This window comes from Escherichia sp. WS33 (genome assembly GCF_046486385.1).
GTDB lineage: Bacteria > Pseudomonadota > Gammaproteobacteria > Enterobacterales > Enterobacteriaceae > ECMA0423.
The window spans coordinates 68,608-85,101 of the sequence record NZ_JBJQLJ010000003.1; the positions used below are offsets into that span (position 1 = coordinate 68,608).

Consider the following 16,494-nt stretch of genomic DNA (forward strand, 5'->3'; position numbering starts at 1 on the left):
TTTAGCGCCCCCGAATACCATCAGCCAGACGTTTGCCGTTACGCACCGACAGCAGCGTCAGCAAAGTGCGCCAGGTCATGCGTTTATTGCGGATCTGGTAGAGGGTAAACAGCTGATATTTTTTGCTGGCGCGGTCAAATTTATCTTTGTGCTTTCGGTAAAAGTGGAAGTACCCGGAGAATTTTTTCGGTGACGAGGTGATCTGCATTTCACCGTGATTGATATGCAGGATCTGCGTCGCCTCTTCCACTTTCCACGGTTCGCCATACTCCACCACCATCCGCAGGAAGATGTCGTAATCCTGTGCTGCTTTCAGTTCGGTATCGAACAAGCACTCTTTGAAACGCCACGCCCAGGTAAAAACCTGATTGCCAATGATATTGCGTTTATAGAACAGGCGGCGTGAATACGGCGATTTGGGATACAGCGGCAAACTTGCTGGTTGGGAATAGACTTCGCCCTGGCAAACGTAGTCGTTAGCGTACAAAAAGGCGTGAGTGACCAGTTGCTGTTTATGGGCGAGGAAGACGCTCAGGCGGTTGGGCGTCCATTCATCATCGTCATCGATCCCGGTAATGTATTCCCCTTGCGCCAGCATAATCGCCTGGTTACGTACCGCGCACGCCCCGCTGTTAATGTCGTTGTGAATGTAGGTGATACGCGGATCGTTGAGGGCAGTGACGTACTGTTGCAGTTGTTCCCTGGAGGTGGAGCAATCATCCACGATGATCATCTCCCAGTTGCTGTAGTCCTGGCGCAGGACCGATTTTATCGCCCGAATCGCCAGTTGTTGGCGGTTCCAGGTCGGCATATAGATTGAAATCAGCGGATTGTCTTTCATAGGTTGTTCTCCCGGAGTATCGAGATGTTCTGCCGGTTTATAAGCTTGTTTACGGGTTCTGTTGCCGGATGCGGCGTGAGCGCCTTATCCGGCCTACGGAGCTGGTTTGCTTGCCGGATGCGGCGTGAAGGTAGGTCGGATAAGATGCGTCAGCATCGCATCCGACAGCGGATGTCGTTATTTCGCATCCGACTTATATTCGTATTCGTAATAGCCATAATCCTGATACGCGCTGGCGCGGCGGAAGATGGAGTTCAGAATCACCCCTTTCACCGGAATACCGTTTTGCTCAAAGCGGCTCAGACTGGTTTCCACTTCTTTCAATGTGTTGACCGCATAACGCGCCACCATTAATGTGGTTCCGACATGACGACCAACAATTGCCGCATCGGTCACTGCCAGAATCGGCGGCGTATCAATCAACACCAGGTCATAGTTTTTACTCGCCCAGTTCACCAGTTCGGCAAAGCGTTCGCTCATCAACAGTTCAGAAGGATTTGGCGGCACCTGACCGCGCGGGATCAGGTCAAATTTGGCAATAGAGGTCGGTTTAGCTGCGGTAGTAATATCGCCCTGACCAATCAGAATTTCCGACAGGCCATTGACGTTATTGGTGCCCAACAGCTCGTGGGTGTAGCCTTTGCGCATATCGCAGTCGATCAACAACACGCGTTTATTGGTCTGGCTGATCACCGCCGCCAGGTTGGCGCAGACAAAGGTTTTACCGATTGACGGGCTAACCCCGGTCATCATCAACACATTGTTCTGCGCCTGCATCATCGCGAAGTGCAGACTGGTACGCAGACTGCGGATGGCTTCAATCGCCAGATCGGTTGGATTCCCCACCGCCAGTAGCTGGCTCTGTTTATAGCGTTTAATCCCTTTGATGGTTTTGACGCTATCGCGCGCTTTCTGCCATTCCGACAACGGGATGCTGGCATAGACGCTGATACCGTGTTCTTCCAGCACCTGCGGGCTTTCGATGCCGCGATTAAACAACGAGCGCAGCAGCACACCCACGATAGAGAGCATCAGGCCAAGAATAATCGCCCCAAGGATAATCAGCCCTTTCTTCGGTTTTAGCACACCAGGCTGAGTGATTGCCGGGTCAACAATGCGCACATCGCCGACGGTGCTGGCTTCGGTGATTTTCAGCTCCTGCTCTTTATTCAGCAGTTGCATATAGACCTGCTGACCAGACTCGACATCGCGGGTCAGACGGACAATCTCCTGCTGGGTTTTCGGCATCGCCGTTACGCGACCGTTAAGTTTGGCTTTTTCGTCTTCCAGCGCCTGACGTTTCTCCAGCAGCGTGCGGTACGCCGGGTGAACTTTGGTGTACAGCTTGGAGATTTCCGCCTCTTTAAAGGTCAGTTCGTTCAACTGGGCGTCGATGTTCACCATCGAATCGAGCACCGCTTTCGCTTCCAGCGGCAGATCAACAGAATCTTTATCCTGACGGAAGGCATTCAGTTTGTTTTCGGCAACATCAAGGCGGCTACGTACTTCCGGTAACTGTTGCGCGAGGAAAGCGAGGCTTTTCGACGCTTCCGCCGATTTGCGCTCAATATTTTGTTCCTGATAGTTACGGGCGATGCTGTTAAGAATGTCGCGGATCTGTTCGCGATCTTCACCGGTATAAGTCAGGCTCAGTACGCCTGCGTCTTTGCCGTTCTCCGTTACCGTCAGGCTGTTTTGCAGTTGATTGATCATCCCCAGCGTGGAGTATTTGGTGACGGTAAACTCACTGCCCGGGCGGGCGTGAATGGCTTCAACCATCAGCGTGACGCCTTCTTTTTTCAGCATCTGGCCCGCTTGTCCACGGGCGCTAAAGCCGCCATCACTGCTCAGGGTGTAGTTTTTATCGTCCAGCACATTAAGCGTAAACACCTGATCCGCCATCTCTTTCGGGCGGTTAAAGGTGGTCACTTTCACCGTCTCGTTCTGACGTCCCATCAAACGATCCCAGCCCGCACCGAAAATCGGGAACGTGTTTTTGCTCACCGCAATATCGAGGTCGAGATCGTCCACCGTTTTACCAAGCACCAGACGCGAACGAATCAACTGGATCTCGGCGTCCGATGCAGGCGGTTTGTTGGCTAATGCCGAACCAATGTCCTGCACTAACGAATTGCCGCTGTTTTGCTCGATTTGTACCAGTGCGTCGGCACTATAAATCGGCGTGGCGAAGAAGGTGTAAACCACGGCACAGACGGCAAATACGGCGGTGATGCCAATCACCCACCAGCGCGCTTCAATGACGGTGCCGACCAGGCGACCAATATCGATTTCATCACTGCCCGTTACCGGAGCGGCATGTTGTTTTACTTTTTCTGTCATTCTTATACCTGCTCTGCGTTCAATGCCTGCGCCCACTGGCGGGCAGACCGTTCAAGTAATGTGTACACCGCTGCAAACGTTTCCCGGCTTTTGCGATACGGATCGGGGATTTCACATTCGTTATCCCAGTGACCAAACAGCATCACTTTGCCGCGCATCTCGGGTGCCATCTCGCATAAGCGTTCGATATGGCGCTTTTCCATGGTCAAAATCAGGTCGTAGTTGCGACACAGACGGCGGCTGATTTGTCGTGCACAGTGGCCTTCCAGAGACAGTTGATGTTCTGCGGCGACGCTGATAGCAGTAGGGTCAGCGCCCTTACCGACCAGCGCGCCGAGTCCAGCGGACTCCACTTTCAGCTCCGGGTGATAACGTTGCAGTAAGCGTTCCGCCGTCGGGGAGCGGCAAATATTGCCGACACAGACAACTAAGATGTTGTTAAACATGACGATTACCAGTTATGAATGTCGCTGGCTGTATCCGTCATGTAACGGACACCGCTAATAGTTGGCAGCAACTGATTGATCAGACGGTTCCAGCGGGAAACCGGGGCGGTGGTGACATACACCACGTCATAAGGTTGCAGGCGGAATTCTGTCGCCATCACCAGCGACGTGGCATCGGACATATCCAGCTGGTAGATATTGGCAATCTTGCCGTTACGCCCGCCCTCGCCTTTCAGCGGACGAATGACAAAGATGCCGCTGGCGTTGGAGGTGGTCATGTCGATGCCTTCAGCATTGCCCAGGGCTTCGGTCAGGGTCATGCCGCTAAAGTCCATTTTCAGGGTGCTCTGTTTCTTCACTTCACCCATCACAAACACTTTCAGATCATCATTACGCGGCACGTAGAGAATATCGCCGGGGTAAAGCAGTCGATTCTGGTTGAGGTCGCCGTTTTGCATCAGCGCCTGCAAAGAAATGCGTTCTTCACGACCATTGTGTGTTAACACCACGTTGCGCCAGTCAGCGGTGTCGGTCAGGCCACCTGCGGCGTTGATGGCGTCGAGAATAGTCAGTGGCACGTTGGTGATCGCCTGTTGACCGGATTTATTCACCTGACCGGAGATATAGGCCTTTTGTGAGCGGAAGGCGGCGATATTAACGTCCACCTGCGGGTCAGCGATGTACGTCGCTAAGCGCCCGGTAATATCACTGCGGATTTCAGCGAGCGTTTTCCCGACTACGTGGACCTTGCCGATATACGGGTAAAACATAGTGCCGTCAGGCTGTACCCAGTTGCCGGTGTCGCTGGAGCTGCGGTACTGACCGGCTGGCGTGGTGAGTTCCGGGTGATCCCAGACGGTGACATTAAGAACGTCCCCCGGCCCGACGCGATACTGATAATTCGCGATCTCGTTTTCCAGCGTCATATTGGGGCGCGCTACATTCGGGCGTGGGCGTAATTGGTCAATCAGGCGCGGGGTCAGCGGATAAACATTCACCATTTTGTCGAGATCGAAATCAGCGTCCTGCTGTTTGATGACGTCTTTGCCCATCGTCGACATATTGCTGCCCGGAAGTACTGTGCAACCGCTTATCAAGGTTACTGACACCAATAATGGCATCAATTTCATTTTGGATTTCATCATTGTTTATTTATCACTTTGGCAGAGTAATTATCCTGTGCACTATTAATAGCAATGTCGCCATGCACATTTACCTTGCAGTTAATTGAATAAAAATTTAACTGGCATCAGTCCTAAAAAAATTGATTTCATCCGTAGGCTATTGACAGAATAATTCAGACTGGTCTTTCAGGCATCCAGACACGCTACCGCCCCTGGCTTTTTAGCTACCAATACACTGATTTAGTTTAATTTTTCACACCCTCTCAGCATGCAGTCGTTGATGAGAAAGGGTTATTACGGAAATTAACTTCCGAATATAAGGTGACATTATGGTAATTGAATATTGGATTTCCAATAATGCAGGAGGAAGTGTTACAGCTAACGGAATAGCAGGCAAGATAACAATTCGGTAATTGGCTATTTTTAAGAATTATATTAAGTGTCATTCAATATGGTTTTTAGGAGTTTCTTTAGGTTGACAATATTTAATATAGTGTCTCCACATGCGATATTTCTTAAATAATGTTTTATTATTACCACTTTTAATTCAGGGATAATGTGAGGTTATTACCCTCAAATAATATGAGATAAATAGTGCTGCAACATTGCATTTTTGCCCCGATTTATCCATGATCGAATTGTGACATTTGTCATACAACGAATAGGTTTTGTACTTACTATGGAATGGATTGCCGATCCGTCTATCTGGGCCGGGTTAATCACGCTGATTGTGATCGAACTGGTCCTCGGCATTGATAACCTGGTCTTTATTGCCATCCTCGCCGAAAAACTACCGCCGAAGCAGCGTGACCGCGCACGTGTTACCGGGCTGCTGCTGGCAATGTTAATGCGCCTGTTACTGCTGGCGTCAATCTCCTGGCTGGTCACCCTGACTCAACCGCTGTTCAGCTTCCGCTCGTTTACCTTTAGCGCCCGCGACTTAATCATGCTGTTTGGTGGTTTCTTCCTGTTGTTCAAAGCCACGATGGAGCTGAACGAACGGCTGGAAGGGAAAGACAGCAATAATCCCACACAACGCAAAGGTGCGAAGTTCTGGGGCGTGGTGACGCAAATTGTGGTACTGGACGCCATTTTCTCACTCGACTCAGTGATTACCGCCGTCGGGATGGTCGACCATTTACTGGTCATGATGGCCGCCGTGGTTATCGCTATCAGCCTGATGTTGATGGCCAGCAAGCCGTTAACGCAATTTGTTAACAGTCACCCGACGATCGTTATTCTCTGCTTAAGCTTCCTGTTGATGATTGGCTTTAGCCTGGTGGCAGAAGGTTTCGGCTTCGTCATTCCGAAAGGCTACCTGTACGCTGCCATTGGTTTCTCGGTGATGATCGAGGCGCTCAATCAGTTGGCTATCTTTAACCGGCGACGTTTTCTTTCCGCTAACCAGACGCTGCGCCAGCGGACTACCGAAGCGGTAATGCGCCTGCTTAGCGGGCAAAAAGAAGATGCGGAACTGGACGCCGAAACCGCGTCCATGCTGGTGGATCATGGTAACCAGCAGATCTTTAATCCGCAGGAACGGCGGATGATTGAGCGGGTACTTAATCTTAACCAGCGTACCGTCAGCAGCATTATGACGTCGCGCCACGATATTGAGCATATCGATCTCAACGCGCCGGAAGACGAGATCCGCCAGTTACTGGAGCGAAATCAGCATACGCGGCTGGTGGTTACCGACGGTGATGATGCAGAAGATTTGCTCGGTGTTGTTCACGTTATCGACCTGCTACAACAGTCACTGCGCGGCGAACCGCTCAACCTGCGGGTGTTGATTCGCCAGCCGCTGGTGTTCCCGGAAACCTTGCCGTTGTTACCTGCCCTGGAGCAGTTCCGTAATGCCCGCACGCACTTTGCTTTTGTGGTGGATGAGTTTGGCTCGGTGGAAGGGATTGTGACATTAAGTGACGTCACTGAAACCATTGCCGGTAACTTACCGAACGAAGTGGAAGAGATCGACGCCCGCCATGATATTCAGAAGAATGCGGACGGTTCCTGGACGGCGAATGGTCATATGCCGCTGGAAGATCTGGTGCAATATGTGCCGCTGCCGCTGGATGAAAAACGTGAATATCACACCATTGCCGGGCTGTTGATGGAATATTTACAGCGTATTCCAAAACCTGGCGAAGAAGTTCAGGTGGGGGATTATTTGCTTAAAACGTTGCAGGTGGAAAGCCATCGCGTGCAGAAGGTGCAGATTATTCCGCTGCATAAGGATGGCGAGTTGGAGTACGAGGTGTGATGGTATCGGTCATTTTACCCGATAGCCGAAAGGAATAAGATGAGGGAACCGCGCCAGCGGCGATTTACCGCCGGGAGCCCGGGTTGCCAGGGTGGTGGCGATTGAGCCACCCTGGCACGTTCACCGGCTTGAGCGTTCCATAGTAGTGAGGAACATCAAGTGAACGGAACAGCCTTCGATCTTACATATTCAGAATATAATGGTGCCGCCGCGAACGCCTGATGCGACGCTTTACGCGTCTTATCAGGCCTACAGGACAGGTCACCTGGTAACCTACATCTTCTCCAGCAACTTCTTCACATCTTTGCCATTGCGGGAATCTTTATTCCGCTCGGCCCAGTCATTCAGGCGACGTTTCGCTTCGTCCTGTAGATGTTTGCGCAGTAACTGATCCACTTGCAGACTGTAATTGAGTTGCTGCCAGTTGCCATAAACCCGCAGCGGTACTGGCGTTTCTTTGAGGAAATCAATCAGTTTGCTTTCCCCGTTCCAGCCACCCACGACCCGAATATCAAACTGGGTGTCGCAGGTTTGATCTGCCAGATTCAACATGCCTTCCCCTGTCAGCGCCAGCACAGGCGATTGACCTTGCATGTCGTTTAACGTCACGACGCCATCCTTCAACGTCAAATCGGTGGTAAAGCGGTCAAGCCGCGTCACGTTATCAAAGTTTTCAGCGGCCTTCACATCACCGCCATTACGCTCTACCGCTTGCTGAATCATCTGCTGGAAGTTCATCCCTTCCATGCGCGTGTCGGTCATTTCGACATGTGCCTGTCCTTGCCAGTTGTGGCGGAATGCGTCGGCATCTATGTCAGCACCGGAGAAATCACCAGCCAGTGACATTTTTCCGGTCAACGAAATCGGATAGTTAAACGCCTTCAGAATGGTACCAATCTCAACGTTTTCCAGCCGTGGCTGGAAGTTTATCCGCGGATTTATTGATGTCGCGTCCAGCGTGCCCGGCAGTGAAACCTGTCCACCGTTAAGCTTGCCCTGCAGTTGAGTAATTTCCAGCAAACCCGACTTGTTGGTCATTTGCGTGGCAACATCTGTAAAATTCATTCCGCGCCAGCGCACGTTACTGGCCTGCAACAAAATATCAGCCGTAAAGCCTTGCAGTCCCTGATATGCCGGTTCATCAATACGCGAAGAAATGACCGGGCGCGGCAATGTTGATTGGCTCTGCCCCTGCTGCGCGGCACCGTTTTCACCATTCGCTGTTTCATTAAGCGGGATGAGGTTGTCAAGATTCAGTTGCGGAAATTGCAGTCTCAGCTGCCATTCAGGTTTCTCTGTCAGCGTGACCTGTGCTTGCCCGCTCAGCGTGCTGTCATTGGCGGTCAAGCTGATTTGGTTAAATGAAAGGCGTTTATGTGACTCCTGCCACTGGGCCTGGAAACTCCCCTGCCCCTGAATACCTTGTTTTGGTAAATCTGCACCCTGCAACTGCCAGTTAATTTGTTCAATAGCCGCCGTTAAATCATGCGGATAATCAGAAGCATCTACCGTACCGTTAAGGGATATCGTGAGATCGCGCTGATCGCGATTAACCCGCCCGGAGAACTCAAATGAGCCACGATGTTGGGGATCTTGTTCCATTTGCAGGCGGATATTGCGGATTGTCACCTGCTCGTCATCTTCATGCTGGAACACCAGCACGCTGTCCGCCACCTTAAGACTGGATATATCAAACGACCATCCGCGATCGTCTGACAGATCCGGCAAGGTATTGTCGCGCGGTGCAACCGGAGCGTCTTCACTGCGCACCGCTTCCGTCTGCGGCGTCAGTTGGATCACTGCCCCTTTTAGCATCACCTGCTTAACGCTCAGTTGATGACTCAGTAGTGGTAAAAGCGCCACGTCCAGACGCATGTTGTCGGCGCGAACCAGTGGCTGGCTTGCGCCCTGGGCGGTGAGAGACATTCGCCCGGAGAGGATACTAAGCTGCGGCCAGACGTGCCAACGCAGTGGCCCGTCGAGCTGCAATTGATAACCGCTACGTGCAGCAACTTGCTTGACCATATAGTCGCGGAAATCATTCGGATTCACCAGCAACACTAACGCAGATAACCCGGCCACCAGCACGACCAGGAGTATCATCAGCGTCGTCAGAAATCGTCTCATGGTATCCTCAATGGGCCTGAATTAGTCTTTATCGATTCGGCTGGCTACCGCGCCCTGCTGGTTGCGATATTTCGCATCTTCACGGCGGTTGTAAGGTCGCGCCGCCGGGCCGGAAAGCGGCTCAAAGCTCAGCGCACCAATTAACATGCCCGGACGCAGCGCCAGCGGCAGCTTACCGGAGTTGTAGAACTCCAGCACAATGCAACCAGACCAGCCCGGATCGATACGGTGCGCGGTGACGTGCACCATCAGCCCCAGACGCGCCAAAGAGGAACGCCCGTCCAGCCAGCCCACCAGATCGGCTGGCAGCGTCACCGACTCCAGCGTCACCGCCAGCGCCAGCTCTCCTGGGTGAAGATAGAACGCCTCGCCCTCGTCGAGAACGATCTCATCGCTCATCACGCGGTCAAGCGCGGCGCTCACTTCATCTTTGGGACCGCTCAGATCGATAAACGCTGCCGTGTGACCACGGAAGGTACGAAATTTATTGCCCAGGCGTACATCCACCGTCGCGCCGTTAATACGCTCCACTGGCGGACGTGGGTTGATCGACAAACGGCCTTCATCAAGCCAGGCTTCAATATCTCGGTCACACAGACGCATGGCATTTTCTCCTTTCGCGCATCACTCCCTTAACGCCAATTACGTCAAGGGCATACCAGGTTATCACTGAACGGTACACAATTTATCAAGCTTATTCAAAGAACTGACTTATTTTCGCTTTCAATATATCGATCGCGATGCGGTTTTTCCCGCCGCGCGGCACGATAATGTCCGCATATTGTTTAGAAGGCTCAATGAATTGCAGGAACATCGGGCGCACGGTTTTTTGATATTGCGCCATCACGGAATCCATTGAACGCCCACGCTCGTTAACGTCACGCTTGATGCGGCGCATCAGGCAGATATCCAGCGGGGTATCAACGAAAATGGAGAAGTTAAGTTCGTCACGCAAACGCGCATCCGTCAGCAACAAAATGCCTTCGAGAATGATGACCTTCTTCGGCTCAACCGTCACCGTTTCTTTCATACGCGTATGTTCAACATAGCTGTAAACCGGCAGGTCAATTGCCGAGCCGCGTTTCAACGCTTGTAAATGCTCAAGCAACAGGCTGTGATCCATCGCGCTGGGATGGTCGTAGTTGGTCTTAACGCGTTCTTCCATCGACAGATGGCTTTGATCTTTGTAATAGCAGTCTTCGGGAATTACGCCGATGTGTTCATCACCGACTTGCTCACGTAATTCACGATAAAGGGTACTGGCAATAAGACTCTTGCCGGAAGCCGATGCGCCAGCGATACCGATAATGACGCACTGATGAGACTGATCAGTCATATATTTAGCGACCTGATTAACCTGGATGTTAGGAAGGGGGCGACGAAGCGCCAAACGCGGCAATTATAGGGATTTCATCCGTCTGATACCAGTCGAATAGCGTTGCCGCGCGCTCAGAGTTAATTGTTGACAAAGAATTCCCGGTGGCAAATTACGTTGATCAGTTTTATGTAAGGTAAAAAATGTTATACGCAGTTGCGCAAATTATCCGCCTTTACGTCACTTTATGAGCAATTCGCATATAAAATGTAAAACTTTTGTACTAGCATAAACACAGAAACGAATACTGGCGACCTGGTCTTGCGGATAAAGCGGTAATGAGCAAACAATCACAGCATGTATTAATTGCCCTGCCCCACCCGCTGCTTCACCTGGTCAGTTTAGGTTTAGTCTCGTTTATCTTTACCCTTTTCTCGCTTGAGCTTTCGCAGTTTGGCACCCAACTCGCCCCACTGTGGTTCCCGACGTCCATCATGATGGTGGCGTTTTATCGCCATGCCGGGCGCATGTGGCCGGGAATTGCGCTGAGCTGCTCGCTGGGAAATATCGCCGCATCCATCCTGCTTTTTTCCACCAGCTCGCTGAACATGACCTGGACGACCATCAATATTGTTGAAGCCGTGGTCGGGGCAGTGCTGCTACGTAAATTGCTGCCGTGGTATAACCCCTTGCAAAATCTGGCTGACTGGCTGCGTCTTGCATTCGGCAGCGCCATTGTTCCGCCTCTGCTAGGGGGTGTTCTGGTTGTCCTGCTGACGCCCGGAGACGATCCTCTCAGGGCATTTTTGATATGGGTACTGTCAGAATCCATCGGCGCTCTGGCACTGGTGCCGCTGGGATTGTTATTTAAACCACACTATCTGCTGCGCCATCGCAACCCACGGTTGCTTTTTGAGTCGCTGCTCACGTTAGCCATCACACTGACGTTAAGCTGGCTTTCGATGCTGTATCTGCCGTGGCCTTTTACTTTCATTATTGTGCTGTTGATGTGGAGCGCCGTGCGCCTGCCACGAATGGAAGCCTTTTTGATCTTCCTTACCACGGTGATGATGGTGTCGCTGATGATGGCCGCGGATCCCTCCCTGCTTGCTACGCCGCGTACATACCTGATGAGCCATATGCCGTGGCTACCGTTTTTGCTGATCCTGCTGCCCGCCAACATCATGACGATGGTGATGTATGCCTTTCGTGCGGAACGCAAACACATTTCCGAAAGCGAAACCCGTTTTCGGAACGCCATGGAATATTCCGCTATCGGTATGGCGTTAGTGGGCACCGAGGGACAATGGCTGCAAACCAACAAAGCGCTCTGCCAGTTTCTCGGGTACAGTCAGGAAGAGCTGCGCGGACTCACCTTTCAGCAACTGACCTGGCCGGAGGATCTCAATAAAGATCTCCAACAGGTTGAAAAGCTGATAAGCGGTGAAATAAACACCTATTCAATGGAAAAACGCTACTACAACCGCAATGGCGATGTTGTCTGGGCGTTGCTTGCCGTCTCACTGGTGCGCCACACGGATGGCACGCCGCTCTATTTTATCGCTCAGATTGAAGACATTAACGAGCTAAAACGCACCGAACAGGTGAATCAGCAACTGATGGAGCGCATCACGCTGGCTAACGAAGCGGGCGGGATTGGCATCTGGGAGTGGGAGTTGAAGCCGAATATTTTTAGCTGGGATAAGCGGATGTTCGAGCTGTATGAAATTCCTCCACATATCAAACCGAACTGGCAGGTGTGGTACGAGTGCGTGCTGCCGGAAGATCGCCAGCATGCCGAAAAAGTGATTCGTGATTCGTTGCAATCACGCTCGCCCTTTAAGCTGGAATTTCGCATTACCGTAAAAGACGGTATTCGCCATATCCGCGCCCTCGCCAACCGGGTACTGAATAAAGAAGGCGAAGTCGAACGCCTGCTCGGCATTAATATGGATATGACCGAGGTTAAACAGCTTAACGAGGCATTGTTTCAGGAAAAAGAGCGCCTGCACATTACGCTTGATTCCATCGGTGAAGCCGTGGTCTGTATTGATATGGCGATGAAAATTACCTTTATGAATCCAGTGGCGGAGAAGATGAGCGGCTGGACGCAGGAAGAAGCGTTAGGTGTTCCGCTCCTGACGGTGTTGCATATTACTTTTGGCGACAACGGACCATTAATGGAGAACATTTACAGTGCCGACACCTCACGTTCCGCGATCGAACAAGATGTGGTGTTGCACTGTCGGAGCGGCGGCAGTTACGACGTGCATTACAGTATTACGCCGTTAAGTACTCTGGACGGCAGCAATATTGGTTCGGTTCTGGTGATTCAGGACGTTACCGAATCACGCAAAATGCTGCGCCAGCTGAGCTACAGCGCCTCCCATGATGCACTGACGCATCTCGCCAATCGCGCCAGTTTTGAGAAACAACTGCGTATCCTGCTGCAAACGGTAAACAGTACACATCAGCGACATGCCCTGGTGTTTATCGATCTTGATCGCTTTAAAGCGGTGAATGACAGCGCCGGGCATGCGGCGGGTGACGCTTTGCTGCGCGAACTGGCGTCGTTAATGCTGAGTATGCTGCGTTCCAGCGACGTGCTGGCGCGACTCGGTGGGGATGAATTTGGTCTGCTGCTACCAGACTGTAATGTTGAAAGCGCGCGTTTTATCGCTACACGCATTATCAGTGCCGTGAATGACTATCACTTTATCTGGGAAGGACGTGTACATCGGGTAGGTGCCAGTGCCGGGATTACCTTGATTGATGACAACAATCATCAGGCGGCTGAAGTGATGTCGCAGGCTGATATCGCCTGTTATGCCTCCAAAAATGGTGGCCGGGGCCGGGTGACGATTTACGAACCGCAGCAAGCTGCCGCACATAGCGAGCGGGCAGCGATGTCGCTTGATGAACAGTGGCGGATGATTAAAGAGAATCAGTTGATGATGATCGCCCACGGTGTCGCTTCGCCACGGATCCCGGAAGCACGTAATTTGTGGCTGATTTCACTTAAGCTCTGGAATTGCGAAGGCGAGATTATTGATGAACAAACATTTCGTCGTAGCTTCAGCGATCCGGCACTTAGCCATGCTCTTGACCGACGGGTATTCCACGATTTTTTCCAGCAGGCCGCCAAAGCGGTTGCCAGTAAAGGCATAAGCATCGCCCTCCCTCTTTCCGTTGCCGGTTTGAGTAGCGCCACGCTGGTGAATGATCTGCTTGAGCAGCTGGAAAATAGCCCTCTACCACCACGGTTATTACATCTGATTATTCCGGCTGAAGCGATTTTAGATCACGCAGTAAGCGTGCAAAAACTGCGGCTGGCGGGATGTCGGATAGTGCTCAGCCAGGTGGGCCGCGATCTGCAAATCTTCAACTCGCTGAAAGCGAATATGGCAGATTACCTGCTACTTGATGGTGAGTTATGCGCCAACGTGCAGGGTAATTTGATGGATGAGATGCTGATTACGATTATTCAGGGGCACGCTCAGCGACTCGGGATGAAAACCATCGCCGGGCCAGTCGTTTTACCCTTAGTGATGGATACGCTTTCTGGCATCGGCGTCGATCTGATTTATGGTGATGTGATTGCCGATGCCCAACCGCTGGATTTGCTGGTGAATAGCAGTTATTTCGCGATTAACTGAGGGAGCGTTTGCCCATTGCCTGATGCGACGTATCAGGCCTACAATTCGTCCGTTCCGTCTGGTTGCCAGCCTTCCGTATACCAGATATGCAACAGCGCATAAGAACGCCAGGGCTTCCAGCGCTCGGCATAACGGCGGATTTGTGCCGGTGTCATCCCCGGAAATCGCTGTTTAATCAGATAATCATCCGGCAGAAAAACATCTTTCGCCTGCCAGCCACGCAAAGCGAAATAATTCGCCGTCCAGCGCCCGATACCCGGAAAAGTTTGCAGCGTTTTCATCGCCTGCTCCACATCGCCCGGAATTGTCATTGGTAAGCTGCCCTCCAGCGCCGCATTTGCCAGATGAATCAGTGCCTCTGCCCGTTTCAACGGCATGCCTAACGCTTTTAATGCCTGCGGGTCGGCTGCTGCCAGCCGCTGAGGCGTGGGGAAGCAGATATACTCCGGAAAATCATCCAGCCGTTCGCCATAAAGCTGTACAACTTTGGCAGTCAATTTTGCCGCCATCGCCACGCTCACCAGTTGGCCTAAAATCGCCCGCACACCCTGCTCAAAAGCATCAATACAGCCGGGTAAACGCAATCCGGGCCGCGCCGCGCCTAACTTGCCCAACGCACCGTTAACAATCTGCGGGTTACATTGCAGATCAAACAGGCGGCTCATTTTCGCCAGACACTCAGCGGCAACGGGTTCTAAACCTGCACTTAAATTTATGTGCAGAGTATGGCGGGCTATATCCGGAATAGCAGTCACCACGCCGCGATATTCGCCCACCGCCAGACTACGGGCATAATAATCCTCAGCGACCGTTTCCACACCACTCACCGCACGGGCGGCGAGAAATCCCAACATCCACGACCAGTCATACGGCGGCTGCCAGTTCAGGGTATACATCGCATCTCCTTATTCATCCGCTTTCAGCATAAACGTTATTCAGACGCTACGCTTTGCTTTCATATTCCGGTTGTCGCGACGGCAACATTTCGCTAAAGTCACGCCCCTTCTTCACCGGCATGGGGATTAATTCGTGTTTATTGGTTTTGATTACGGTACAGCAAACTGTTCAGTGGCGGTCATGCGTGACGGTAAACCGCAATTACTGAAAATGGAAAACGACAGCACGCTGCTGCCTTCAATGCTTTGCGCGCCAACGCGTGAAGCAGTAAGTGAATGGCTGTACCGCCATCATGATGTTCCGGCAGACGACGATGAAACGCAGGCGCTGTTACGTCGGGCGATTCGTTATAACCGCGAAGAAGATATCGATGTTACGGCGAAAAGCGTGCAGTTCGGTCTTTCCTCACTGGCACAGTACATTGATGATCCAGAAGAAGTGTGGTTTGTGAAATCACCAAAATCGTTCCTCGGTGCCAGCGGCTTAAAACCGCAGCAGGTAGCGCTGTTTGAGGATCTGGTCTGCGCAATGATGTTGCACATTCGCCAGCAGGCGCAGGCGCAGCTGCCAGAAGCGATTACTCAGGCGGTGATTGGTCGCCCGATCAACTTCCAGGGGCTGGGCGGCGATGAAGCAAACGCCCAGGCGCAAGGGATTCTGGAACGCGCGGCGAAGCGTGCCGGATTCAGGGACGTGGTATTCCAGTACGAGCCGGTCGCGGCTGGGCTGGATTACGAAGCCACCTTGCAGGAAGAAAAACGGGTGCTGGTGGTGGATATCGGCGGTGGTACGACTGACTGTTCATTGCTGCTGATGGGGCCGCAGTGGCGTTCGCGTCTCGATCGTGAAGCCAGCCTGCTGGGTCACAGTGGTTGCCGTATTGGCGGTAACGATCTGGACATCGCACTGGCGTTTAAAAACCTGATGCCGTTACTGGGCATGGGTGGCGAAACCGAAAAAGGCATCGCCCTGCCGATTCTGCCGTGGTGGAATGCGGTTGCCATCAACGACGTACCTGCGCAGAGTGATTTCTACAGTAGTGCCAACGGTCGTCTGCTTAACGATCTGGTACGCGATGCCCGCGAACCGGAAAAAGTGGCCCTGCTACAGAAAGTCTGGCGTCAGCGTTTAAGCTATCGCCTGGTGCGTAGCGCAGAAGAGTGCAAAATTGCTCTTTCAAGCGTAGCGGAAACCCGCGCCTCACTGCCGTTTATCAGCGATGAACTGGCTACGCTGATTAGCCAGCAAGGGCTGGAAAGCGCCCTCAGCCAGCCACTGGCGCGGATTCTGGAACAGGTGCAACTGGCCCTGGATAACGCCCAGGAAAAACCGGACGTTATCTACCTGACCGGCGGTAGCGCCCGTTCGCCGCTGATTAAAAAAGCGCTGGCAGAACAGTTGCCGGGAATTCCGATTGCAGGCGGCGATGACTTTGGCTCCGTCACCGCCGGGCTGGCACGCTGGGCGGAAGTGGTGTTTCGTTAA

11 protein-coding genes are annotated in these 16,494 nt (G+C 52.3%); 3 read left to right on the forward strand and 8 right to left on the reverse strand.

The features are described from left to right. Position 1 precedes the first annotated feature (1 nt). The 4 genes from wcaA to wza form a co-directional block, all read right to left on the reverse strand. Positions 2–841, reverse strand: coding sequence for a colanic acid biosynthesis glycosyltransferase WcaA (wcaA, locus tag ACJHXA_RS03820; RefSeq protein ID WP_001543313.1), 840 nt, complete (start codon positions 839–841; stop codon positions 2–4). A gap of 177 nt (positions 842–1,018) precedes the next feature. Continuing rightward, positions 1,019–3,181: a tyrosine-protein kinase Wzc gene (wzc, locus tag ACJHXA_RS03825; protein WP_000137189.1), complete on the reverse strand. Its 2,163-nt coding sequence runs from the start codon at positions 3,179–3,181 to the stop codon at positions 1,019–1,021. Positions 3,182–3,183: 2 nt separating this feature from the next. Continuing rightward, positions 3,184–3,627, reverse strand: coding sequence for a low molecular weight protein-tyrosine-phosphatase Wzb (gene wzb, locus ACJHXA_RS03830; RefSeq protein WP_000482901.1), 444 nt, complete (start codon positions 3,625–3,627; stop codon positions 3,184–3,186). A 5-nt stretch (positions 3,628–3,632) separates the two neighbouring features. After that, positions 3,633–4,772: a polysaccharide export protein Wza gene (wza, locus tag ACJHXA_RS03835; protein ID WP_000978084.1), complete on the reverse strand. Its 1,140-nt coding sequence runs from the start codon at positions 4,770–4,772 to the stop codon at positions 3,633–3,635. Between the two features lie 658 nt (positions 4,773–5,430). Here wza and ACJHXA_RS03840 point away from each other — a divergent pair. Beyond that, complete coding sequence (locus ACJHXA_RS03840) at positions 5,431–7,014, forward strand: TerC family protein (protein ID WP_001300971.1); 1,584 nt, start codon at positions 5,431–5,433, stop codon at positions 7,012–7,014. A 273-nt stretch (positions 7,015–7,287) separates the two neighbouring features. Here the strand turns inward: ACJHXA_RS03840 and asmA are convergent, their stop codons facing one another. The 3 genes from asmA to udk form a co-directional block, all read right to left on the reverse strand. Next, on the reverse strand, positions 7,288–9,141 hold the full coding sequence (asmA, locus tag ACJHXA_RS03845) for an outer membrane assembly protein AsmA (RefSeq protein WP_001252331.1): 1,854 nt from the start codon (positions 9,139–9,141) through the stop codon (positions 7,288–7,290). 21 nt (positions 9,142–9,162) lie between these two features. Then, entirely contained in the window at positions 9,163–9,744 is a 582-nt protein-coding gene (gene dcd / locus ACJHXA_RS03850; RefSeq protein ID WP_001234767.1) for a dCTP deaminase, read from the reverse strand. 91 nt (positions 9,745–9,835) lie between these two features. Continuing rightward, positions 9,836–10,477: a uridine kinase gene (udk, locus tag ACJHXA_RS03855; RefSeq protein ID WP_001295424.1), complete on the reverse strand. Its 642-nt coding sequence runs from the start codon at positions 10,475–10,477 to the stop codon at positions 9,836–9,838. 317 nt (positions 10,478–10,794) lie between these two features. Here udk and ACJHXA_RS03860 point away from each other — a divergent pair, with 317 nt between their 5' ends. Further along, a complete protein-coding gene (locus tag ACJHXA_RS03860) occupies positions 10,795–14,112 on the forward strand; it encodes a diguanylate cyclase (protein WP_000043689.1) in 3,318 nt (1,105 codons plus the stop codon). A gap of 38 nt (positions 14,113–14,150) precedes the next feature. Here ACJHXA_RS03860 and alkA read toward each other — a convergent pair whose 3' ends face one another. Further along, positions 14,151–15,008: a DNA-3-methyladenine glycosylase 2 gene (gene alkA / locus ACJHXA_RS03865; RefSeq protein ID WP_000288410.1), complete on the reverse strand. Its 858-nt coding sequence runs from the start codon at positions 15,006–15,008 to the stop codon at positions 14,151–14,153. A 133-nt stretch (positions 15,009–15,141) separates the two neighbouring features. Here alkA and yegD point away from each other — a divergent pair, with 133 nt between their 5' ends. Further along, positions 15,142–16,494: a molecular chaperone gene (gene yegD, locus ACJHXA_RS03870; RefSeq protein WP_000469734.1), complete on the forward strand. Its 1,353-nt coding sequence runs from the start codon at positions 15,142–15,144 to the stop codon at positions 16,492–16,494.